15 protein-coding genes and 1 pseudogene are annotated in these 21,210 nt (G+C 70.8%); 8 read left to right on the top strand and 8 right to left on the bottom strand.

What is annotated here, in order from left to right:
* Positions 1-107 precede the first annotated feature (107 nt).
* The 3 genes from ACTWQF_RS29700 (at position 108) to ACTWQF_RS29690 (ending at position 2,565) form a co-directional block, all read left to right on the top strand.
* Complete coding sequence (locus ACTWQF_RS29700; protein ID WP_443249154.1) at positions 108-887, top strand: GOLPH3/VPS74 family protein; 780 nt, start codon at positions 108-110, stop codon at positions 885-887.
* A gap of 362 nt (positions 888-1,249) precedes the next feature.
* Positions 1,250-2,110, top strand: coding sequence for a helix-turn-helix domain-containing protein (locus tag ACTWQF_RS29695; RefSeq protein WP_443282822.1), 861 nt, complete (start codon positions 1,250-1,252; stop codon positions 2,108-2,110).
* A 239-nt stretch (positions 2,111-2,349) separates the two neighbouring features.
* Positions 2,350-2,565 carry a DUF397 domain-containing protein gene (locus ACTWQF_RS29690; RefSeq protein ID WP_443282821.1) on the top strand — a complete coding sequence of 72 codons (216 nt, stop codon included), beginning with the start codon at positions 2,350-2,352 and terminating at the stop codon, positions 2,563-2,565.
* Positions 2,566-2,747: 182 nt separating this feature from the next.
* Here ACTWQF_RS29690 and ACTWQF_RS29685 read toward each other — a convergent pair whose 3' ends face one another.
* Positions 2,748-3,614: a hypothetical protein gene (locus ACTWQF_RS29685; protein ID WP_443282820.1), complete on the bottom strand. Its 867-nt coding sequence runs from the start codon at positions 3,612-3,614 to the stop codon at positions 2,748-2,750.
* A gap of 125 nt (positions 3,615-3,739) precedes the next feature.
* Between ACTWQF_RS29685 and ACTWQF_RS29680 the strand changes: the two genes are divergently transcribed.
* Positions 3,740-4,537 carry an SDR family oxidoreductase gene (locus ACTWQF_RS29680; RefSeq protein ID WP_443282819.1) on the top strand — a complete coding sequence of 266 codons (798 nt, stop codon included), beginning with the start codon at positions 3,740-3,742 and terminating at the stop codon, positions 4,535-4,537.
* 90 nt (positions 4,538-4,627) lie between these two features.
* Here ACTWQF_RS29680 and ACTWQF_RS29675 read toward each other — a convergent pair whose 3' ends face one another.
* The gene (locus tag ACTWQF_RS29675; protein WP_443282817.1) at positions 4,628-5,572 is read right to left on the bottom strand and encodes a LysR family transcriptional regulator; all 945 of its coding nucleotides are present in this window, start codon (positions 5,570-5,572) and stop codon (positions 4,628-4,630) included.
* A 91-nt stretch (positions 5,573-5,663) separates the two neighbouring features.
* Between ACTWQF_RS29675 and ACTWQF_RS29670 the strand changes: the two genes are divergently transcribed.
* A complete protein-coding gene (locus tag ACTWQF_RS29670) occupies positions 5,664-6,563 on the top strand; it encodes a PhzF family phenazine biosynthesis isomerase (RefSeq protein WP_443282816.1) in 900 nt (299 codons plus the stop codon).
* 36 nt (positions 6,564-6,599) lie between these two features.
* Here the strand turns inward: ACTWQF_RS29670 and ACTWQF_RS29665 are convergent, their stop codons facing one another.
* The 4 genes from ACTWQF_RS29665 to ACTWQF_RS29650 form a co-directional block, all read right to left on the bottom strand.
* The gene (locus tag ACTWQF_RS29665) at positions 6,600-10,793 is read right to left on the bottom strand and encodes a hypothetical protein (RefSeq protein WP_443282814.1); all 4,194 of its coding nucleotides are present in this window, start codon (positions 10,791-10,793) and stop codon (positions 6,600-6,602) included.
* A 148-nt stretch (positions 10,794-10,941) separates the two neighbouring features.
* Entirely contained in the window at positions 10,942-12,075 is a 1,134-nt protein-coding gene (locus ACTWQF_RS29660; RefSeq protein WP_443282813.1) for an ADP-ribosylglycohydrolase family protein, read from the bottom strand.
* Positions 12,076-12,187: 112 nt separating this feature from the next.
* Positions 12,188-14,785 (bottom strand): bifunctional FO biosynthesis protein CofGH, encoded by a 2,598-nt coding sequence (locus tag ACTWQF_RS29655; protein ID WP_443282812.1) that lies wholly within the window; start codon positions 14,783-14,785, stop codon positions 12,188-12,190.
* A 167-nt stretch (positions 14,786-14,952) separates the two neighbouring features.
* A complete protein-coding gene (locus tag ACTWQF_RS29650; protein ID WP_443282810.1) occupies positions 14,953-16,056 on the bottom strand; it encodes a serine hydrolase domain-containing protein in 1,104 nt (367 codons plus the stop codon).
* 249 nt (positions 16,057-16,305) lie between these two features.
* Here ACTWQF_RS29650 and ACTWQF_RS29645 point away from each other — a divergent pair.
* Positions 16,306-17,031 (top strand): annotated as a pseudogene (locus ACTWQF_RS29645) (MarR family transcriptional regulator); the annotation flags it as partial.
* A 218-nt stretch (positions 17,032-17,249) separates the two neighbouring features.
* Here ACTWQF_RS29645 and ACTWQF_RS29640 read toward each other — a convergent pair.
* On the bottom strand, positions 17,250-17,540 hold the full coding sequence (locus tag ACTWQF_RS29640; protein WP_443282809.1) for a hypothetical protein: 291 nt from the start codon (positions 17,538-17,540) through the stop codon (positions 17,250-17,252).
* A 142-nt stretch (positions 17,541-17,682) separates the two neighbouring features.
* On the opposite strand from ACTWQF_RS29640, the gene ACTWQF_RS29635 reads away from it, so the two are divergent.
* Positions 17,683-19,167, top strand: a complete 1,485-nt coding sequence (locus tag ACTWQF_RS29635; RefSeq protein ID WP_443282851.1) for a CehA/McbA family metallohydrolase — start codon at positions 17,683-17,685, stop codon at positions 19,165-19,167.
* Between the two features lie 12 nt (positions 19,168-19,179).
* Here ACTWQF_RS29635 and ACTWQF_RS29630 read toward each other — a convergent pair whose 3' ends face one another.
* The gene (locus ACTWQF_RS29630; RefSeq protein WP_443282808.1) at positions 19,180-20,043 is read right to left on the bottom strand and encodes a helix-turn-helix domain-containing protein; all 864 of its coding nucleotides are present in this window, start codon (positions 20,041-20,043) and stop codon (positions 19,180-19,182) included.
* A gap of 140 nt (positions 20,044-20,183) precedes the next feature.
* Between ACTWQF_RS29630 and ACTWQF_RS29625 the strand changes: the two genes are divergently transcribed.
* Positions 20,184-21,206, top strand: a complete 1,023-nt coding sequence (locus ACTWQF_RS29625) for an aldo/keto reductase (RefSeq protein ID WP_443282807.1) — start codon at positions 20,184-20,186, stop codon at positions 21,204-21,206.
* Positions 21,207-21,210 lie beyond the last annotated feature (4 nt).

Raw genomic sequence — 21,210 nt, 5'->3', positions numbered from 1 at the left:
AGACGAGAACGACATACCTACTGGTTCCCACCCATAACGACCGTGCACTCTCGACAGACCATTGTGAGAGGGGTCACCCTGTCATTCATCCACGCGGGGAGGCATGGATGGGCAGGAGCCGCAGAACAATTCCCGAGGAGCTTCTGTTGCTCGCCCTGGACCCGGCCACGGGTACCACGGCGCAGCCGCAGTCGCTCGACCTCGGCCTGGCCGGAGCACAGCTAGTGGAGCTGGCTCTGGCTGGACGGATAGCCCCTGATGGGGATCGTATCGCCGTGGTGCTGCCACGGCCGACCGGAGATCCGACTCTGGACTCCGCATTGGAACTGCTGCGCAGGCGCGGCAGCCCGGTGCGTGCTGTCCACTGGATCGGCGGGCCTCGATTGGGGCTGCGCCAAACCTATCTCACGCATCTGGAACGGTGCGGCATGGTGCATGCCGTTTCCGGCCAGATGTGCGGGGTGCTGCCGACGACGCGCTACCAGGCGACGGAGACGGCCATCAGCCGGGAAATCAGGGCCCGGCTCGACACCGCGATCCGCACCGGCGTCCCACCGGACCCGCGGACAGCGGCGCTCGCCGCGCTGGCCCACGCGGTCGGCCTCGGCAAGCACCTCTACCCGGGCAACGAGGGACGGTCGTGCCGTTCCCGGCTGCGGGACCTGATCAGGCACGATCCTATGGGCGGCCTCGTCGCGCATGCGGTGATGGACGTGCAGAACGGTGTCGGGGCGCAGCCGCGGCGGGCCCAGGCGGGCGCGGCGGGCGGGCCCTCATCGGGACGCCCGGCCGCCAGGGCCACGGCGTCCGCCGCCGGTCCGGCACGGCACATGTCTGAGCAGGCCCGGCACCTGGCGGGCGGCATGGTCCGGGCAGGAGCACGCTGACCGTCCCGCACGGGTCCCGGCGTCCCGTGCACCGCGCACCACGTACGTACGTGCCGCACACGACGCACTGCACAGACAGGCCGGGCATCACCGCACGGCAGGTACGCGTCGAGCACTACGCGCGTGGCTGAGCGGCGGAGCGCGTCGACTGCCGGGTTGCCGTCGGGCAGGTTCGGTTACAGGACGCATGGGCGGGATGCGATTCCGACCGTCGAAACAACGGCCGGATTCGCATCCCGCGCATGCGGTTTTTCGGAACTGCTGTACTCAAGCCCGCACTCTCTGTTGCCATTTTCCAGCGCGAGCGCACATGTTGATGGCAATCTGCTGGAGTAGTCGTACTTACACGGAGGTGCGGTCCCGTGGCGTCGAACGTCAACCCCACAGTCCGGCGTCGCCGACTGGGCCAGGAGTTGCGCCGCCTGCGCGAGAATCGGAACATGACGGCCGAGGAGGTCGCGGACCGATTGCTGGTGTCCCAGTCGAAGATCAGCCGACTGGAGAACGGCCGGCGCAGCATCAGCCAGCGGGACGTACGCGACCTGTGCGGGGTCTACGAGGTCGAGGACCGGCGGATAGTCGACTCCCTGATGCAGATGGCGAAGGAGTCGCGCCAGCAGGGGTGGTGGCACGCGTTCGGCGACATCCCCTACAGCGTCTACATCGGCCTGGAGACGGACGCCGCCTCGCTGCGCGTCTACGAACCCCAGGTGGTGCCGGGGCTGTTGCAGACGCGGCCGTACGCGGAAGCCGTCGTCGCCGGAGCGCTGCCGGAGGCCACGGCGGCCGACATCGAGCGCCGGGTGCAGGTGCGCATGCGCCGCCAGGACCGCATCAAGGACGAGCGCAACCCGCTTCGGCTGTGGGCGGTGCTGGACGAGTCGGTGCTGCGTCGCGAGGTGGGCGGTAAGCACACGATGGCCGAGCAGCTCGAATTCCTCAACGAGATGTCGCAGCAGCCCCATGTGACGCTCCAGGTCATGCCGTTCTCGATGGGTGCGCATCCGGGGGTGAACGGGCAGTACGCCATTCTCGAGTTCCCGGAGGCATCGGACTCGACCGTCATCTACCTCGAAGGCGTCACCAGCGATCTCTATTTGGAGAAGGCGAACGACGTACAGAACTACAGCGTCATGTACGAGCATCTGCGGGCGCAGGCGCTGAACCCGGACCAGACCCGGGAGTTCATCGAGAACGTGGCCAAGGAGTACGCCCGGGGCTGAGCATCCGGGGGCGAAGCGGACTTGCGGAACGACCAGACGGCCCGGCGACTGCCGGGCCGTCTGGCATGTGCCGGACGAGGATGCAGAAAAAGGCGGGGAGATTACACCGCAGCACACCGCAATGTGAAGAGCTGTTTGGAATATGCCATCCGGTTGAGTGAACGACCACGTCGTGCGCCCGAATCGCCGCGTAATGTCGTTCGCACGTCAGGAGACAACCCGGAACAACCGGAGCAGACATGCCGATTCAGCAGGGAAACACCCACGCGTGGACCAAGTCCAGCTACTCGACGGGCAACGGTGCCTGCGTGGAGGTGAAATCGCCGGCCGTGCGCACGGTGGCGGTCCGTGACTCCAAAGAGCCGCAGGGGCCCGCGCTCAGCTTCCAGCCGGAGGCGTGGGGCGCATTCGTGGCCCGGGTCGGCGTAGCGGAATCCGGCAGCGCCCGGGCCTGAGGCCGGACGCTGGAAGCCGTACGGCGTCGGCGGCGGCACGCACTCGCAGCGCTGCCCCGGGGACGCACGACGCAAGAGCCCTCTCGACTGGTCCGCCGTCCCGGCCGAGGGGGCTCGGCACTGTCCGCACAGCCTCCCGCTCTCCCCTCCCTGCTTTTCCGCTCCTCCCCCACCTCCCCGGTTCAGCGGAGCCGGTCCACATAGGTGTCCGTGCCCGGGATCGTCGGGATGAAGGGCGCGACCAGTTCCGTCCTCCCCAGCCCGGAGTCCGCGACGGCTTCGTCCAGGCCCGTGAAGCATGCCTCCCAGCGTTCGCGCGGGTCCTCCTGGAGGAACCACAGCAGGGTCAGCCGGGTATCGACGCCCTCGACCTGCTTCACGTACGACATCCGGTCGACGGGCAGCGGGGTGGGGCGGAAGGCGGTGACCATGGCGGCAGGGGAGCCCTTGAGACGGCCTGGGAGATGGCGGGTGCGCAGCCACTCCAGCAGTTCGGCCCGCACGTCCGGGCCCGCCGCGTCGACGACCTGGAGCACCAGCCCCTGGTAGGGGTGGTCGAGCGCGTGGTGGTCGCGGGGACCGGCGGCGCCGTCGCGGTAGACGGTGGCCTGGTGGTCCTGGAAGCTCGTGAAGACGTGGGTGCGGTCGCGGTAGACGCGCCCGTCGCGGTTGAGGCGCTTGTTGATGGCGACGGTCCACCGCATGTGCTCGCCGTAGCGGCCCTCCGTGATCCAGTACGTGGACAGATAGCAGCCCGCGGTGACCGGTTGCGCGACGGCCGATTCGGCCGGGTAGCGCAGCAGTTGGAGGTCCCGGGTTGCCACCCAGCGGCGGCCCGCGTAGATCCAGGGCATGGCCATGGCGCCCGCGATGTAGTGGTCGTCCTCGTACCAGCGGTTGTACGCGTACTCATGGCCCGGGTGCGGCTCCACCATCGTGATGAGGGCGTGCCCGGGGCGCACCCCGTAGGGGCCGACGGAGGCCAGTTCGGCATAGGCGGCGTGGGTGTCGGCGGGTGTCTCGGTCGGCGGCTCGGTCGGGGTCTCCATGGGGTTCCTCCGGCTGCTCGGCTCCCGTACGGTGTCCCGGACCGGTTTAGCTGACTGGGCGTCAGAATACGAGCCCCCGGCGGGCCGGCACGCGGCGTGCGGAACTGTGCGGGAGGCGATCTGTCGTGCTGCTTGCGGACAAGACCGTGGTGGTGTCGGGAGTCGGCGCCGGGCTCGGCCACGAGGTGGCCGCCGCCTGCGTACGGGAGGGCGCTCGTGTGGTGCTCGGCGCCCGTACGGAGGCGAACCTGGCCGCCTGCGCCGCCGCCGTCGACCCCGGCGGGTCGCACAGCGCCTATCGCATCGTGGACATCCGGGACGAGGAGCAGTGCGCGGCGCTGGCCGCGCTGGCACAGGAGCGCTTCGGCAGCATCGACGCCGTCGTACATGTCGCGGCACTGGACACCGTCATGGGCGGGCTGGAGGGTGCGGATCTCGCGGAGTGGCAGCGCGTGCTGGACGTCAATCTGCTGGGGACGCTGCGGATGACCCGGGCGTGCCTGCCCGCGCTGAAGGCGGCCGGGGCCGGACGCGGGGACGGCTCCGTCGTGATGATCGGCACCCAGTCCTCCGTCGCCCCGCCCACCCAGGTGCAGCAGGCCGCCTACGCCGCGTCCAAGGGCGCCCTCGTCTCCGCGATGTACTCGCTCGCCCGCGAGCTGGGCCCGCACGGAGTGCGGGTCAACACCGTGCAGCCCGGCTGGATGTGGGGGCCGATGGTGGAGGGTTACGTGGCCTGGACGGCGGAGTCCGAGGGGGTGGCGCCCGAGGTGGTGCGGGGCCGGCTGGAGGAGCGGATGGCGCTGCCGCGGATGGCGGAGGACGGGGATGTGGCCGAGGCGGTGGTTTTCTTCGCCAGCGGGAGGGCGCGGGGGATCACGGGGCAGTGTCTGCTGGTGAACGCGGGTGAACTGATGCGGTGACCCGTGGGGTTGCTCCGGCGACGCCCCGTGGGTTGCTTCTGTGGTGACGCACGGGTTGCTCCGGCGGTCACCCGCGGGCGGGCGCGATGGTCACCCGTGGGCGGGCGCGTGGTCGCCCTTCTTCGCGGGGCCTGCCCGGCCCTCCGTCGCCTGCTGGAAGTGCCGTACGACCTGGGCTGCGACGGCGTGTGCCGCGCGGGAGGGCCGGCGGCGGCCGTGACGTGCCAGATGGACGGAGACGTCGGGGAGGGAAGGACCGTGCACCGCCGTGAGACGGCCGTCGCGCAGCGGTTCGGCCACGTTGGCGTGCGGGAGGACGGTCAGGCCGAGCCCGGCTGCGACGCAGGAGCGGGCGGCTTCGATGCTGCCGAACCGGGTCAGCCGCGGACGGGCGCCGGGAACGTTCTGCAGCCGTTCGGCCAGCCAGTCGCTGTAGGAACAGCCCTGCTCATGAAGGAAGAAGCTCTCCCGTGCCAGTTCCTGCCACGTCGCCGGCCGTGCGCGGTCGGCGAGCGGGTGGTCCGGGGCGCACAGCAGGACCAGGGACTGGCCGGCGATGCGCTCAGCCGTGACGCCCGGGAAGTCGGCCTGTTCCTCCAGCAGAAGGGCGCAGTCCAGTCTTCCGCTCCGCAGTCCCTCTACGGCCCTGGTGGTCCCGCACGGTTCCAGGTGCACCTCCACGTCCGGGTGGAGGCCGCGCAGTGCGGCGATCACACCTGGGAGATGGGCGGAGCAGAGGGTCTCGCCCGCGCCCACCACCACCGTCCCGCTGACCGGGCCGTCCTCGGTGGCCGCCGCGAACAACCGTGACTCGGCTTCCAGGACTTCTTCGGCAAGCGTCAGCAACCGCCGCCCCGCCTCGGTGAGCAGCGCGCCTCTGGCCAGCCGGTCGAAGAGCCGGGTGCCCAACGCCTTCTCCAGGGCTCTGATCTGCACCGTGACCGTGGACTGGGCGAGCTGCAGCTCGGCGGCAGCGCCGGTGAAGCTTTCCGTCCTGGCGAGCGCGGTGAAGGTCTGGAGCAGCCGGGTGTCCATGGCCGCACCCTAACAAGCCATCGGAATAGTCGATCGCTTTCATGCATAACTATCGTTGGTAATAATGTGGCGAGGGTGGAAGAGTAAAGCCATGACTTCCACAGCGGGCACCACGCCTACAGCAGCCACAACAGCGTCAGCAGTTACCGATGTCCTTCGCTACACGGCGTTCACCTCCGACCCCGACGGCGGGAACCCGGCCGGCGTCGTCCTCGACGCCGCGCGGCTCGACGAGCAGCAGATGCTGGCGATCGCCGCCGAGGTCGGGTATTCCGAGACCGCCTTCGTCACCGCCCGGGACGAGCAGCAACGCCGGTTCACGCTCCGCTACTTCAGCCCTCTCGCCGAGGTCGCCTTCTGCGGGCATGCCACCGTCGCCGTGTCGGTGGCGCTCGCCGAGCGTATCGGCCCCGGCGAGCTGGTCTTCGACACTCCTGCCGGCGAGATCAGTGTGGCGACCGTGGCCGACGGCCACGGTGCTGTGCGGGCGACGCTCACCAGCGTCCCCACCCGGTCCCGGCCCGCACAGGACGCCGAGGTGGACGCCACGCTCGCGGCCCTGGGGTGGGCAAGGGCCGACCTCGACGCCACGCTGCCGCCGCACGTCGCCTTCGGCGGCAACGATCATCTGGTGCTCGCAGCCGGCTCCCGCGCCCGGCTTGCCGACCTCGACTACGACTTCGAGACGCTGACCGGCATCATGCGGCAGTACGGCTGGACAACGGTGCACCTGGTCTGGCGCGAGAGCGACGACCGCTACCACGCCCGTGACCCGTTCCCCGTCGGCGGCGTCGTCGAAGACCCGGCCACCGGAGCAGCCGCCGCCGCGTTCGGAGGCTATCTGCGCACGCTCGGCCTGCTGCCCGCAGCAGGCGTGGTCGCCATCCGGCAGGGCGAGGACATGGGGCGGCCGAGCGATCTGCTCGTCGAGGCGGGACCGGACGACGCGCGGATGCGCGTCACCGGCCATGCCGTGCCGATCGCCGGCTGAGCACAGCCGGGCCGCTCTCGCCCTCTTCCGGTGACCTCAGCCGCCGAACTGTCGCTCGAACTGCCGCTCGAACAGCAGCGGTACGGGCATCGAGGGAACAGCCGCCAGGTGGCTGGTGGAGCGGCGGTTCGCGGCCTGCGGGAGGTGGGGCAGTTTCACGGCTTCCAGCGGGAGGCGGGGTGACTTGCGCTCGTGCCAGGGGCCCGGCACGAACAGGCTGCGGCCCGCCCGCGGACGAGTGCCCCGGAGCACCAGCGGGGTCGCGCCCAGTTCCGCCACCGCCTCCTTGAAGCGGGCGGCCTTCCAGCCGGTCCACGCCTTCACATTGCGGTCGGTGGGGTCCGGGAGGGCCAGCAGCATCAGATGGAGGGCCGCCGCGTCCTCGCTCAGACCGTGCTGCTCCGCACACCGGCTCACCAACTGCGGGACCGAGCGGACCGGGTGCTGCTCCCAGCCGGCGGGCGCGTCGGCTTCGGCCGCCAGATGGGCGCCCAGAGCGGCGAAGTCCTCGCTGAGCAGCAGGCGAAGGTCCGCCAGCGCCGGCAGGCCCGAGAGGGTCGGGAGCCACTGGGAGGGCAGGGCGGAGTCCAGGTAGGCGTCCAGCGCTTCGAGTATCGGATCCTCGGCGCCTGCCAGGTGGGCCGGGTCCACATACACATGGCGGATGTCGTACGTCTCGTCCTCCGCCACTGTCACGGCCGGGTGCGCGGTCAATGCGTCGGTGGCTGGTGGGTCGCCCATCAAGTAGTTGCTCTGCAAGGAGAAGACCCGCAGCGGGCCGGGGCCCGCCGTCAGCTCCTCGCGGAGGCGGGAGATGGCCGCTCCGACCACTGGGCGCAGCGGATCGCCCGCAGGCGTGCGGTAGGCGAGCCACCCGGCGAGGCGGGGCAGCGCGAGCAGCTCGGGCTCAGGGCTCAGAGGTATCCCCGTGACGAGGCAGTCGGCACCGGCGGCGAGACGGCCCAGCAGTGCGGGGCGCCGCAACGGCGGCCACCACAGCGACGTGGAGTCGTAGTGCGGACGATCGATGTCGTCGGCCGGAGAGGCGTCCTCGGGCCGGCTGCGACGGGTTGCCGACTCCCCCGTGGGCGCTGCGAGTTCCTTGTCGGCCACCGCCAGCAGGCCGTGCGGCGGCGGCAGTGGCCTGCCGATCTCGCTCAGCCACCACTCGGCGGCGCGCCGCACGTCCGGGCCCTCGGTCCACAGCAGCTCGGGATCGTCCGGCAGCAGCCTGTCGTAGAGCGCCGACAGTTGCTCAGGGCTGAGGAAGTGGTCGAGCCCGTCCAGCGCCCTCTCGTTCTCCCTCTCCGTCACCTTCCACTGCTCGACCCCGAAGGAGCCCGCGTTCCGGAAGAGGCCCCGTCCGACGCCTTGGTGTGGCGCGGGAGGCAGGGAACCACGCAGCAGGGCGACGGCTTCGGGGACCGAGAGGCCGAGCCGTCCGGCGAAGTCGGCGGCCAGCTCGGGGCGGGCCGGAGCCGGGCCGTGCTGCTGGTACAGCTCGGCGAACCGGGTGAGCCAGCTGCCGGGGCGCGCGGGTTCCAGCATGCGGGCCCGCGTCGGTTCGAGGCCCGCGGCGGCGAGCGGACCGGCCGCCGGGAAGTCACCCGCGGGTGCGTACTCCAGCATCAGCAGCGGAAAAACTTTCCGTCTTGCTGGGCCTGTTCGGTGCTCCCGAAGCTTCACGGCGGCCGAAGTCCGGGTGCGGATCGGCCGGGTGCACAGCGCGGAGAACCGCCGCGCCGTATCGAAGGACACGGTGTATTCCACGACCCGCCACTCGCCCGAGGCGAACGAGCAGTCCGCGTACTCCGCCAGTTGCGCCACTGTCTTGGCGGCGCCGCGAGTGACGCCCATCGCGGCGCGCAGGGCTTCCACCACTGCATACCCGTGCACGTGCCCGACGCTGAGCCGCTCCCAGGCGTGGTCCTGTTGCTCGCTGCCCTGCTGGGGGTCGCCGCCCCAGGGCGGGGTGTCGGAGGCCGCCAGCCGCGTCAGCCGTCGGGTGAGGGTCTGCCAGGAGTTGTCCGGCTCCTGGGCGGGCGCCGGGGCGGGTGCCTGCTCGTCGGCCGGGGTGAAGCGGCGCACCAGGCGGGACAGGCCGTCGAGGCAGTTGGCCGCCATCACCAAGAGATGGGTGGCTCGGTGAAAGTCTTTGCCTTGCTCCTGCCAGGTGGTGCCGTGGGCCAGCTCGGGCAGCTCATCGCGGAGCAGGACGAAGTTGGGGCCCGTGGCTCCGTCACCCCGGCTGAGGAACTGGGGCTCCACCTTGGCGACGGTCTTCTCCACCCGCTCCCGGTCGAGCTCCTTCGGCAGCTCGCGCATCAGCAGCCCGATGACATCGACCGCCGCGAACTCGCGGGCCGCCTCGGCGTCCTGGAGCAGCTGGTCGACCGCTCCTCCGACGTGGACGAAACGGCCGAGGAGCAGCACCAGCCCGTCGAAGTCCACCCCGGCGCGCAGCCGCGCCCGCTCGCGCTCGCACCAGGCACGCAGCTCCTCGTGGCCGACCCAGGTGGAGTACAGATGCTCGGGCCTGCCCCAGCCCTTGGTCTGGTGCGGGTTGTACCAGCGGTTGGACGCCATGCCGTCGGCCGCCCTGTCACCCTTCACCGTCATATCGAGGTCGGCGCGCATCCAGGCACGCACCTCGCGCTGGAAGCGTTCGTCGGCCAGCAGGTGGCGCAGCTCGGGACGGCGCGAGAGCAGCAGGTCGTACGGGGCGGCCGAGGCCAGCCGCTCTGGTGGGCCGTTGACCGGGACCCCGTGCTCCAGGAGCATGTCCATCAGGTCGAGGGGGATGCGCCGGCGATCCTTCCAGTCCCGGTAGGTCCACTGCCGAAACTCGACCGGGACACCGTCGGCCGCCGCCTTGGGAGCAACGTGCTCCGCCAGCTCGAACACCTCCGGCCAGGGGATGCCGTCCCTGCCCATCCGGGCGTTGACGCAGTCGGTCAGCCAGGCCGCTGTGGCTCCGTGGGGCAGTCCGGGGCTCTCGCCGGTGAGCTGAGCGAGCGTTCCGGTGCGCTCCAGGAGGGCCCGCCACAGCTCCGCCCGTCCTCCGGACCGGTAACCGCTGGGGCGCAGCTTCAGGACGGCCGCGCGGACCGGCTGCGCAGAGCGCTCGACCAGCACGTCGATTGCGCGCCCCTTGCAGCACCGGGTCCAGAACTCGGTGTCGCCCAGCGAGAGTCCGCCGTCCTCGATCAGCTCCGCCATCATGGTGGCCAGCTCCTCGTCCGGGTCGTGCCCGGCCGCCTTGGCGAGCTTGCGGATATCGGCCGCCAGCTGCGGGTGGAGTTCGCCGTAACCGCGGCGCCTGGCCCGTACCACCTCGCGGAAGCGGGTCAGATGCCCCGGGCCCCCGGTGCTCTCGGCGGCCAGTTCGTTCACCCACGCGCGCAGCACGGTCGCGGAGAGCGCTCCTGCCGCGGCGTAGCGCAGATAGCGGGAGTACAACCAGGTGTGGTCGGGCGTACGTCCGGAGTTGCGCTCGGTCTTGCGGGCGCGGCCGAACCAGGCCGCAGCCTCGGCATCGAGGTCCTTGTCGAGGGCGTAGTCGGCCATCTCGTCCAGCAGCGTGACCGCCAGCGCGGGTGCGGACTCCTCCAGTCCGGCCAGCACGCCGTCCACGGCCTTCTTGGGCAGGTACTTCCAGTCCACGGTCTCGTACTTGAGGGCGCGGAGCTTCTCCAGGGCGAGGCGCTGCTGCTGCGGGTGGGCCGCCAGCACACGTTCGGGGAAGGGCAGTCGGCCGTCCGGATCCGAGGTCTCATCCGGGAGACTGGTGGCGAAGAGGCCCTCGGGCAGCCAGGCGTCCTCGCGCATCAGCACATCGCGGTACGGGACCACGTCCTCGGGCAGGAGCTGGGTGAGGGTGAACCCGTGCGGGCTTGCGTAGGTGCGGGCGAACAGGCCCCCCTCGCCACGCTCCTCGGTCGGCGGCACCCCTGCGCCCTCGAGCGCGCGCCGCCATTCCGGGTCGGCCTCGGCCAGTGCGCGCGGTGCGCCCGTCTCGGCTTCGGCCCACGCGCGGGCGTACTCTTCGCACGCCGTACGGTGCGCGCGCAGCGCTTTCCATACGGCATTCAGGGAGGCCAGGCCGGGGTCGCCGACGAGCTGCTCGGGGACCATCTTCAGCTTCCGGCCCTTCGGGTTGCGGAAGACGATCTCCATTCCGTCGTCCGTCAACTCGGCCGTGTAGCCGTCCTTCTCGACGCTTGCCGCCATGCGCTGTTGCCTTCCCCGTTGTGCCCGCTCCTCCCCGTCCGGCCGCCATCAGGGCACAGCTGTTCCCTGGACGATCTGCCGTGCGGGGATCTCGAGAACACACTACGCACCGCCACCGACAGCCGTGGGTGCCTGTGGATAACTCGGGTCAGGCGCGCGGATAGCGGGCCAGCCAGGCCGGGGACGCCGCGCCGGGGCCGTGCAGCGCCGGGCCCTGCGTCATCTCCATGGCGAAGTCGTCGGCCAGCTCCAGGATCGTCGCGCGGCCCTCCAGCTCGGTCACCCAGCCCGGCGGAAGGGAGGTCTCACCATGCATGGCGCCCAGCAGATTGCCGCAGATGGAGCCGGTCGAGTCGCTGTCCCCGCTGTGGTTGACGGCCAGCAGCAGACCGTGCCGGACGTCCTCGGCGACCAGCGCGCAGTAGACGCCGATGGACAGCGCCTCCTCCGCCGTCCAGCCCTCCCCCAGCGCCGCCACCCGCTCCGGGGACGGCATGCCCTGGCGTACGGCGCCCAGCGCACGCTTGAGGGCGTCGGTGGTCTCCTGGTGGTCAGGGCGCGCCGCGAGGTGCACCAGGGCACGCTGGACGGCGGTGTCCAGGTCGTCGCCCCGGGCGAGGGTGTGGACGATCGCGGCGAACGCGCCGGCCGCGAGATACCCGGTGGGGTGGCCGTGCGTCTGCGCCGCGCACTCGACGGCGAGTTGGAAGACCAGCCCCGGCTCCCAGCCCACCAGCAGCCCGAACGGCGCCGACCGCATGACTGTGCCGCAGCCCTTGGAGTCGGCGTTCTTCGGCTGCTCCAGGGTGCCCATCCGGGGGTCGGCCAGCCCACTGAGGCAGGCGTTGCCGGGTGCCCGGCGGGCGTAGAGCCACTCCTGGCGGGCGAGCCAGCCGTCGTTCTCGCGCCGCTCGTCGGGGCCCCAGTCCCGCTGGGTGGCCGCCCAGCGGCGGTAGGCGGCGTGCACATCGGTGGGCGGGTGCCAGGCGCCGGTGTCACGGCGTACATGGGCGCGGATGAGGCCGTCGACGGTGAACAGCGTCATCTGGGTGTCGTCGGTGACGGCGCCCCTGCGGCCGTATGCGGGCACGTAGTCGGTGACGCCCTGCGGCCCCCACTTCTCGCGAATGGCGGCCAGGGAGTCGAACTCGACACCCGCGCCCAGTGCGTCGCCGATCGCGCCGCCCAGCAGACAGCCGCGCACCCTGCTGCGGAAGTCCTGCTGCTCGGACCGCCCCCATATGGCCGTCGCGCCGCCGTCCCCACCGCCCGCACCTGTCACGATTCGCTGCCCTTCCTGAAGCTTGTGGCTCCCGCACTTTAATAAAGATCCGGCCGGGCGGAGGGGGGTGTGCGGGAGCCGTCCGGTGCCGTACCACCGGCAGCAGGTGGCGTCATACCACCGGCAGCAGCTCCGGCAGATGGCCGTCCGAGGCGTGTGCTGCCTTGATGCGCTCCGGCGGGACCTCACCGTAGCCGGTCGTACGCGGCCGGGCCGGGCGGCCTGCGGCTTCCGCGATGGCGACCAGGTCCTTGATGGAACGGTAGGAGCCGTAGGAGGAGCCTGCCATCCTGGAAATGGTCTCCTCCATGAGGGTGCCGCCCAGATCGTTGGCGCCGGAGCGGAGCATTTCGGCGGCACCTTCGGTGCCCAGTTTGACCCAGCTCGTCTGGATGTTGGGAATCCATGGGTGGAGCAGCAGCCGAGCCATGGCGGTGACGGCGCGGTTCTCCCGGGTGGTTGGCCCAGGGCGGGCGATACCGGCGAGATAGACGGGTGCGTTGGTGTGGATGAAAGGCAACGTCACGAACTCACTGAAACCGGCCAGCCCCTTCTCCACCGCCGACCGCTGGATGTCGGCCAGCAGCCGCAGATGGCCCAGCCAGTGGCGGGGCTGGTCCACATGGCCGTACATCATCGTGGACGTCGAGCCCAGACCCACCTCGTGCGCCGTCTTGACGACCTCGATCCAGGTGGCCGTCGGAAGCTTGCCCTTGGTGAGGATCCAGCGGACCTCGTCGTCCAGGATCTCGGCAGCCGTCCCCGGGATGGAGTCCAGCCCGGCCTCCTTGGCGGCGGTCAGCCACTCGCGGATCGACATGCCGGTACGGGTGGCGCCGTTGACGACCTCCATGGGCGAGAAGGCGTGCACATGGATGCCGGGGACCCGTTCCTTGACGGCACGTGCGATGTCGAAGTAGGCGGTGCCCGGCAGGTCCGGGTGGATGCCGCCCTGCATACACACCTCGACAGCGCCCACGTCCCACGCCTGCTGCGCGCGGTCGGCGACCTGCTCCAGGGAGAGGGTGAAGGCGTCGGCGTCGGTACGGCGCTGCGCGAACGCGCAGAAGCGGCAGCCGGTGTAGCAGACGTTGGTGAAGTTGATGTTGCGGGTGACGATGTACGTCACGTCGTCGCCGACCGCGTCGCGGCGTACGTCGTCCGCCGTACGGCACAGCGCGTCCAGCGCCGGTCCGTCGGCGTGCAGCAGGGCGAGGGCCTGCTCGTCGGTGAGCTTCGTCGGGTCGTCGGCGGCCTGGCTCAGCGCCTCGCGTACGTCGGAGTCGACGCGCTGGGGCGCCATCCCCGGTGCCGCGCGCTCACGCAGCTCCTCCCAGTCGCCGTACACCTCGTCGAAGTCGTCCCGCCTCTCGGCAGTGCGGCCCTCGGTGTCGATGGTGCGGTGCAGATCGGTACGGCCGCTGGGGGCGAGGCCCGCGAACTCCTCGTCGGGCTCCTGCCAGGGCCGCCCCTCGGGGCGTACGTCCGCCCGCGCCAGCCCCGTCTCCGGGTCGGCCAGCGCCTGTACGTGCGGCAGGATGCGCGGGTCCAGCCACGGCTCGCCGCGCTGGACGAACTCCGGGTAGACGGCGAGGCGCTCGCGCAACTCGAACCCGGCCGCCAGGCTCTTCTGAGCCAGCTCGTCGATGTGCGGCCAGGGGCGCTCCGGGTTGACGTGGTCGGGGGTCAGCGGGGAGACGCCGCCCCAGTCGTCGATACCGGCCTCGATCAGCCGTGCGTACTCGGCGTCCACCAGGTTCGGCGGGGCCTGGAGGCAGCCGGACGGGCCGAGAATGTGCCGCGCGACGGCAACGGTGGCCACCAGGTCGTCCAGTTCGGCATCGGGCATACCGCGCATCGCGGTGTCCGGCTTGGCCCGGAAGTTCTGGATGATCAGTTCCTGGATGCCGTGGTAGGCGCGCTGGACGCGGCGCAGCGCGAACAGCGACTCGGCACGCTCCTCGTACGTCTCACCGATGCCGATCAGCAGACCACTGGTGAACGGGACGTTGGACCGACCGGCGTCTTCCAGCACCCGAAGCCGCACCGCCGGCTCCTTGTCGGGAGAGCCGTGGTGCGGGCCGCCCGGCTCACTCCACAGCCGTTCGGCGGTGGTCTCCAGCATCATCCCCATGGAGGGCGCCACCGGCTTGAGCCGCTGGAAGTCCGTCCAGGACAGCACTCCCGGGTTGAGGTGCGGCAGCAGACCCGTCTCCTCCAGGATGCGGATGGCCACAGCGCGGACGTAGGCGAGCGTGTCGTCGTAACCCTCCGCGTCGAGCCAGGCACGCGCCTCTGGCCAGCGGTCCTCCGGCTTGTCCCCCAGAGTGATCAGGGCTTCCTTGCAGCCGAGCTCCGCCCCACGGCGGGCGATGTCGAGGACCTCGTCCATCGACATGTACATCCCGTGTCCCTCGCGCCGCAGCTTGCCGGGAACGGTCACGAATGTGCAGTAGTGGCACTTGTCCCGGCACAGCCGGGTGAGGGGCAGGAAGACGCTCTTGGAGTACGTGATGACACCGGGCCGTCCCGCCGCGGCCAGGCCCGCGTCTCTGACGCGGGCCGCCGACGCGGTGAGGTCAGCCAGGTCCTCGCCCCGCGCCTGGAGGAGCACAGCGGCTTCCGTCCGGTCGAGCGCGACCCCGTCCCGCGCCCGCTTGAGAGCCCGCCGCATCGCGTTGGCCGTCGGCGTCTGTCCGTGTGAGGTCATCCTCCGAGCGTAGCCCCGCACTCCGACATCGCCGCAGGCGGCGGGCGCAGATGACCTGCGGAGCCGACACGACGGACGGCGGGGGCCGGCACGACGGACGGCGGGAGCCGGCCCGACGGACCGCAGGGGCCGGCACGACGGACCGCAGGAGCCGGCACGACGGTCGGCTACCGGTGCGCCGTACCCGCCGCTGCGCCGGAGGCGGTCCGGTCTGCCGCCTCGTCGGGCTGGAACTGTGCGGCCAGTACCTCGGTGAGAAGGCCGAGAGGATCGTCCCAGGGGGCGTTTGCCCAGTCGGCGTTGAGGTTGACCGTGAGGACGTGCCGGCCGTCCCGGGTGCCGTAGGCACACGTCCAGGAGCCGAAGAGAGCGCCTGCCATGCCCCACACCGTTCTGCCCTCGTCGAGGGCGAGGGAGGAGATGCCGAAGCCGTACGTGGTGCCCGGCAGCCAGTCCTTGGTGGGCACCATGGTGAACATCTCCGCCTGTTGCGGCGCCGGGAGGAGTCGGCCGCCGAGCAGCGCGCGGAAGAACCGGTTGAGGTCCCCGGCGGTGGAGATCATGGCGCCTGCGGCCCAGTAGGGGGTGGGGTCCAGTTCGGTCGCGTCGTAGATCTCGGCGTCCGGGTCGGGCGAGTGCAGCTTGGTGTAGTGCCGGGAATGCGGGCCGACTATGGAGGAGTCGTCCCCGCGTGGCAGGTAGGTGCCGCTCAGGCCGAGGGGCCCGGTGATGTGCCGGGCGATCTCGTCCGCGAGCGGCCGGCCGGTCGCCCGCTCGATGATCAGCCCGGCCAGGACGTAGTTGGTGTTCGAGTACGCCCAGTCCGTTCCGGGTGCGAACGGTGCCGGGTGGGAGAGCGCCATCCGCACAAGCTGTTCCGGCGTGCAGTTCCCGGTCTGTTGCAGGGTTTCCGTGTCGTCCGTGTAGTTGACGATCCCGCTTGTGTTGTTGAGGAGCTGGGCGAGGGTGACGCCGCTGCCGTCGTGGCCGTTGCCGTGCAGCAGGCCGGGCAGCCACTTCTCCACCGTGTCGTTCAGGTTCAACGTGCCCTCGGCGGTGAGACGCAGGGCGACGGTGGCGACAAAGGTCTTGGTGATGCTGCCGATACGGAAGCGGTCTTCTTGCCGCCGTTCCCGGCCGGTCTCCCTGTCGGCCGTACCGTCCGAGCCGAACCATCGGCTGTCGCCCTGCCGGGCCTCGGCGAGGATGCCGGGGACGCCGCCTTCGGTCACGGCCCGGTGGAGTGCGTGGCGCACTTTCTCCGTTGTCATCGTCTGTTGCCTTCCTCGGTACGCGAGCTTCAGGGATGCGTGAAGCTACGTTGCGTTTCACTCCCGAGCAATGGATTCGGTCGGTGCAACGGGCCATTTACTAGGCACGAATTGCTATTCCTTGCAATGAAGTTGAACGTGAATGCAACCGCTGTCCACAGCCGTTGCACTGCACCGAACGCGAACGAAAAACTGAAGGCCGAACGTCGCCGGGCGGGACAGCACACCGCCGGGCGGGAAGGGGGCTCGATGCCGGGAGGAAGGCTGACCCGTCAGGACCGTCACACCATCGCGGCGGGACTGGCCGACGGGCTTGCGTACGTGGAGATCGCCAGGGGCCTGGGCAGACCGACGTCCACCATCAGCCGGGAGGTGCGGCGCAACGGGGGCCCGGGACGCTACCGCGCCGACCACGCTCACCACGCCACCGCCCACCGCGCGCGACGCCGCCGGACCGCGCCACCGCCGTCCGAGCTGCCGCCCGGGGTGAGCGGTCTTGGCCGTGATCCCGAGGCGGTGCTCGGCTTCGTGGACCGGTTCGCCGGGATCATGACGCAGACCGGTGTGCCGCGCATGATGGCCCGTGTCCTCACCTGCCTGGTCAGTGCGGACTCCGGGAGTCTCACCTCGGCCGAGCTGGTCCGGTGTCTGCGGGTCAGCCCGGCGTCCGTCTCCAAGGCCGTCCGCGCCCTGGAAGAGCTGGAGCTGGTCCGGCGCGAACGCTCTCCGAGGGGACGGCGGGAGCGGTACGTCGTCGACGACGACGTCTGGATCAAGGCGTGGACGGCGAGCTCACAGAAGAACACCGTGTGGGCTCAGGCGGCGCAGCAGGGTGCTGAGATTCTCGGCCCGGACACTCCCGCGGGCGTGCGGCTCGCCGCCATGGGACAGTTTTTCGGTCGTGTCAGTACCGAGATGACCGGCGGGCACGCGCCTGATCCCGCCGAGGCCGACGCGCCCACGGTTCTCGCCGCGCTGGTGCACGCCCGTAAGCCGCTCGCCCCTGCGCAACTGGCTGAAGCGCTGGGCTGGTCGACGGACCGGGTGGCCGCGGCGCTGTTCGCCGCCGAGCGGCATCCCCGTCTCACCGATCCGATCGCACCGCAGCGCATCGGTGCCGACGCCTATGCCGTCGCGGTCAGGCGCGACCGGCTCACCGCTCGCCAGCGGGAGGCCCTGATCGATCCAAGGCTTCACAGGTGCTGCGTGTAGTCGTTCAGGGTGCTCAGGACCGCCAGTTCGGTGCCCGGGGGAAGTTGCAGCAGGACTTCTTCGGCGCCCAGGTCGCGGTAGTGCTGGAGTTTCCCCGGGGAGGGGAGGACGAAGCCGGGCACGACTGCGGGGGTGCCGGGGCGGCCGGCGGAGCGCCAGGCGGCGTGGAGGGTGGAGACGGTGTCCGTGAGGCCCCTGCCGCCGATGGGCAGGCAGGATGGTCGTCGAGATCCGCATCCCGGCACTGTGCCGGGGGCCGGGGTGAACTCCATGCCCGTGCAGGGCTGCTGCTTCTGGGGCGGCGGTCCGGCGCAGCAGTTGGCGTTTCCGCCATCCCCAGGACTTCTCCCCCTCACCGGCCGCGCGTACAACTCCCCCATGGACACCCCGATGAGCACCTCCACGGACACGCATATGGGCAGACGCGACGCGCTGCGGCTCTCTCTCGCTGCCGGGACCGCGACAGCGGTGACACTTTCCGGAGCGAGCTTCGCCCGCGCGGAGGACGGTGCGACAGTGCGCCGTACGCTGCGTGGTCATCTGCCGCCCGGGGCTCCCGACTTCGTGTACCTGCCGGTGGAGATTCCCGAGGGGGTGCGTGAGATCGCGGTCTCCTACCGCTACGACAAGCCGGACGTGCCGAAGGGCACGCCCGGCAACGCGCTCGACATCGGCATCTTCGACCAGGGCGGCACGGCGCTGGGGGGACGTGGTTTCCGCGGCTGGTCCGGCGGTTTCCGGGACTCCTTCTCGATCAGCGCGGAGAAGGCGACGCCCGGCTATCTGGCGGGCCCGGTCCGGGCGGGCACCTGGCATGTGGCGCTGGGCCCCTACACGGTGGCGCCACAGGGCATGGACTACGAGGTGACGGTCACCCTGCGGCACGGTGAGCCCGGGAGTACGCCGCGGCCCAGCTACCCGCCCGAGCGCGCCAAGGGGCGGGGCCGTGCCTGGTACCGGGGCGACTGTCACCTGCATACGGTGCACTCGGACGGGCGCCGTACGCCGGAGGAGGTGGCGGTCGCGGCGCGCGCCGCCGGGCTGGACTTCCTCACCACGACCGAGCACAACACCACCTCCGGGCACGCCGCGTGGGAGGGGCTGTGGGGGGACGATCTGCTGGTGCTGTGCGGCGAGGAGATCACCACCCGCAACGGCCACTATCTGGCGCTCGGTACCGACCCTGGCACCTTCCTCGACTGGCGCTACCGGGCCCGGGACGACGCGTATCCGCGGTTCGCGCGGGCCGCGCACCGGGCGGGCGGTCTGGTGGTCCCCGCGCATCCGAACTGCCCGTTCGTGGGCTGCCAATGGAAGTTCGGCTATGAGTACGCGGACGCGGTGGAGGTGTGGAACGGGCCGTGGACGGCCGATGACGAGCTGGCGCTGGCCGCCTGGGACAACATGCTCGTCAGCGGCGACAACTGGCTGCCTGCCATGGGGAACAGCGACGCGCACCGGGAGGGTCAGGACGTGGGTCTGCCGCAGACCGTCGTCCATGCGGACGATCTGGCGCGCGGCCCGCTGCTGGCGGCGATCCGGGCGGGACGGTCGTATCTGGCCGAGTCGTCGCGGATTTCCGTCGAGCTGAAGGCGACCACTGCAAAGGGTGCTCACGCCACACTCGGGGAAACGCTACGGGCGGCGCCCGACACCGAGGTGCATCTCACCCTCACAGTTCGGGGCACGCCCGAGGGTGCCACGCTGCACCTGGTCACGGACGAGGGCACGATGCTCACCGGCAGCGGCACGCAGCTCGCCTGGCGGACGACGCCCTCGCTGGCCACCTATGTGCGGGCCGAAGTGCGGCACCCCGCGAAGGAGGGCTCCGGGCTGCCCGGTGCCATGGCGGCGATGACGAACCCCGTCTGGCTGGGAAGGTCCCGGAGGGGCGAGTGAGTCAGAAGTGAGTCAGTGAGTGAGTGATTCCTCGCTCGTCCGGTCGGCGAGCCACCGCAGAGCGGCTTCCGAGGGGGAGCCGGGCTCGACGGTGTAGGTGCACAGCGTCTGGTGGGGGTCGACGGCGAGCTGGAACGTCTCGTAGGTCAGCTCCAGTTCGCCCGCCTGCGGGTGGCGGATGCGCTTGCGGCCCGCGAACTTCTCGCGCACCTGCTGGTCCTCCCACAGGGCGCGGAACTCGGCACTGGAGTCGAGCAGCTGCGTCAGCACCTCCTTGACCCGCGGGTGGCACGGATAGCGTGCGCATTCGGAGCGCAGGGCGGCCACCGTCTCGGCGGCAACGGTGTCCCAGTCAGGGTGCAGGGCACGGCTGTCGGGGTGGAGGAAGACGAGCAGCGGGGCGTTGCGCTGCTGCGGCGGCAGGGCTTCCAGGTCGAAGGCGATGCGGGCGCCCAGCGCGTTCCAGGCCAGGTAGTCGATACCGGGTCCGTGGACGGAGGCGGGCACGTACGGTCCCATGGCGTCCAGCAGCTGCTGGATCTCGGGCCGTACGACGGGCCGGGCCTGCGCGCTGTCGGCGAACCGGGGCTCGGCGAGGTTGCGCAGATAGATGTGCTCGTCGTCGGTCAGCCGCAGGGCGCGCGCCAGCCCGTCGAGCACCGGGGCCGAGATGCTCTGCGCGCGACCCTGCTCGATGCGGATGTAGTAGTCGACGCTGATGCCCGCGAGCTGGGCGACTTCCTCGCGGCGGAGCCCGGGTACGCGGCGCCGGTTGTGGATGGGTGGCAGGCCCAGTTCCTCCGGGTCGAGCGCTGCCCTGCGGGACTTGAGGAAAGCGCCGATCTCCAGCGTCTCCTTCTTCTCCGTGACCGTCATACGTCCAGTATCCGCCGAGGGTGGTACTGCCGGACCCAGGCTGGGCTTGATCTGGCTGGGGTGTGCGGCCTGGGCCAGGCTTGCCGGGAACCCGAACACAGGGGACACGACAATCAAACGCAACAAACAGGAGTGCAACTGTGCAACGGCGCATTCTCGGCGGTACGGGCATCTCGGTCAGCGACCACGCCCTCGGCGCCATGATGCTGGGCACCGCCAACACCGACCAGGACGACTGCGTCCGCATCATCCACCGAGCCCTCGACGCGGGCATCAACCTGGTGGACACCGCCGACGCCTACGGCAACGGCGCCAGTGAGGAGGTCGTCGGCCGGGCCCTCAAGGGGCGCAGGGACGATGTCATCCTGGCAACCAAGGGGCACCTGCCGATGGGCGAGGACCCCAACCTCAGCGGCAACAGCCGCCGCTGGCTGACCCGCGCGCTGGACGACAGCCTGCGCCGGCTGGGCACCGACCATGTGGACCTCTACCAGCTCCACCGCCCCGACCCGAACACCGACATCGACGAGACGTTGGGCGCGCTCTCGGACTTCGTCCGCGCGGGCAAGGTGCGCGCTGTCGGCACCTCCACGTTCCCCGCGGAGCTCCAGGTGGAGGCCCAGTGGGCGGCGCAACGGGGCGGCCACGTCCGGCCGCGTACCGAGCAGCCGCCATACTCGATCCTGGCGCGCGGTGTGGAGGCCGCGCTGCTGCCCACGGCGCAGCGCTACGGGCTCGGCGTGCTGGTGTGGGGACCGCTGTCCGGGGGCTGGCTGTCGGGACGTATCCGCTCGGCCGACGACATCGACCTGAGCGCGGGCCGTACGGCCATCGAGCGGCACAAGTTCGATGTGAGCCTGCCCGGCAACGCGCGCAAGCTGGAGGCGGTGCGAGCGCTGGCCGAGCTGGCGGAGGAGGCCGGGATCGAGCTGCGGCACATGGCCACCGCCTTCGTCCGCACCCATCCGGCCGTCACCTCGGTACTGCTGGGCCCGCGCACGATGGAGCACCTGGAGACGCTGCTTTCGGGCTCCGAGGTGACGCTGAGCGCGGACGTGCTGGACCGGATCGACGAGATCGTGCCGCCGGGCACGGATCTGAACCCGGACGACTTCTACTACACACCGCCCGCGCTGGCGGACGCGGCGCTACGGCGTCGCTGAGCCG

This window comes from Streptomyces sp. 8N114, assembly GCF_052245835.1.
In the GTDB taxonomy this organism is placed as follows: domain Bacteria; phylum Actinomycetota; class Actinomycetes; order Streptomycetales; family Streptomycetaceae; genus Streptomyces.
The sequence above is the reverse complement of the archived record's forward strand: the minus strand, read 5'-3'. Positions and strand labels throughout refer to the sequence as shown.

Bases quoted from the DNA above. Each gene is read 5' to 3' on its own strand.
- ACTWQF_RS29700 (WP_443249154.1), top strand. From the start codon at position 108: ATGGGCAGGAGCCGCAGAACAATTCCCGAGGAGCTTCTGTTGCTCGCC.
- ACTWQF_RS29690 (WP_443282821.1), top strand. From the start codon at position 2,350: ATGCCGATTCAGCAGGGAAACACCCACGCGTGGACCAAGTCCAGCTAC.
- ACTWQF_RS29685 (WP_443282820.1), bottom strand. From the start codon at position 3,614: ATGGAGACCCCGACCGAGCCGCCGACCGAGACACCCGCCGACACCCAC.
- ACTWQF_RS29675 (WP_443282817.1), bottom strand. From the start codon at position 5,572: ATGGACACCCGGCTGCTCCAGACCTTCACCGCGCTCGCCAGGACGGAA.
- ACTWQF_RS29670 (WP_443282816.1), top strand. From the start codon at position 5,664: ATGACTTCCACAGCGGGCACCACGCCTACAGCAGCCACAACAGCGTCA.
- ACTWQF_RS29665 (WP_443282814.1), bottom strand. From the start codon at position 10,793: ATGGCGGCAAGCGTCGAGAAGGACGGCTACACGGCCGAGTTGACGGAC.
- ACTWQF_RS29655 (WP_443282812.1), bottom strand. From the start codon at position 14,785: ATGACCTCACACGGACAGACGCCGACGGCCAACGCGATGCGGCGGGCT.
- ACTWQF_RS29650 (WP_443282810.1), bottom strand. From the start codon at position 16,056: ATGACAACGGAGAAAGTGCGCCACGCACTCCACCGGGCCGTGACCGAA.
- ACTWQF_RS29640 (WP_443282809.1), bottom strand. From the start codon at position 17,540: ATGGAGTTCACCCCGGCCCCCGGCACAGTGCCGGGATGCGGATCTCGA.
- ACTWQF_RS29635 (WP_443282851.1), top strand. From the start codon at position 17,683: ATGGGCAGACGCGACGCGCTGCGGCTCTCTCTCGCTGCCGGGACCGCG.
- ACTWQF_RS29630 (WP_443282808.1), bottom strand. From the start codon at position 20,043: ATGACGGTCACGGAGAAGAAGGAGACGCTGGAGATCGGCGCTTTCCTC.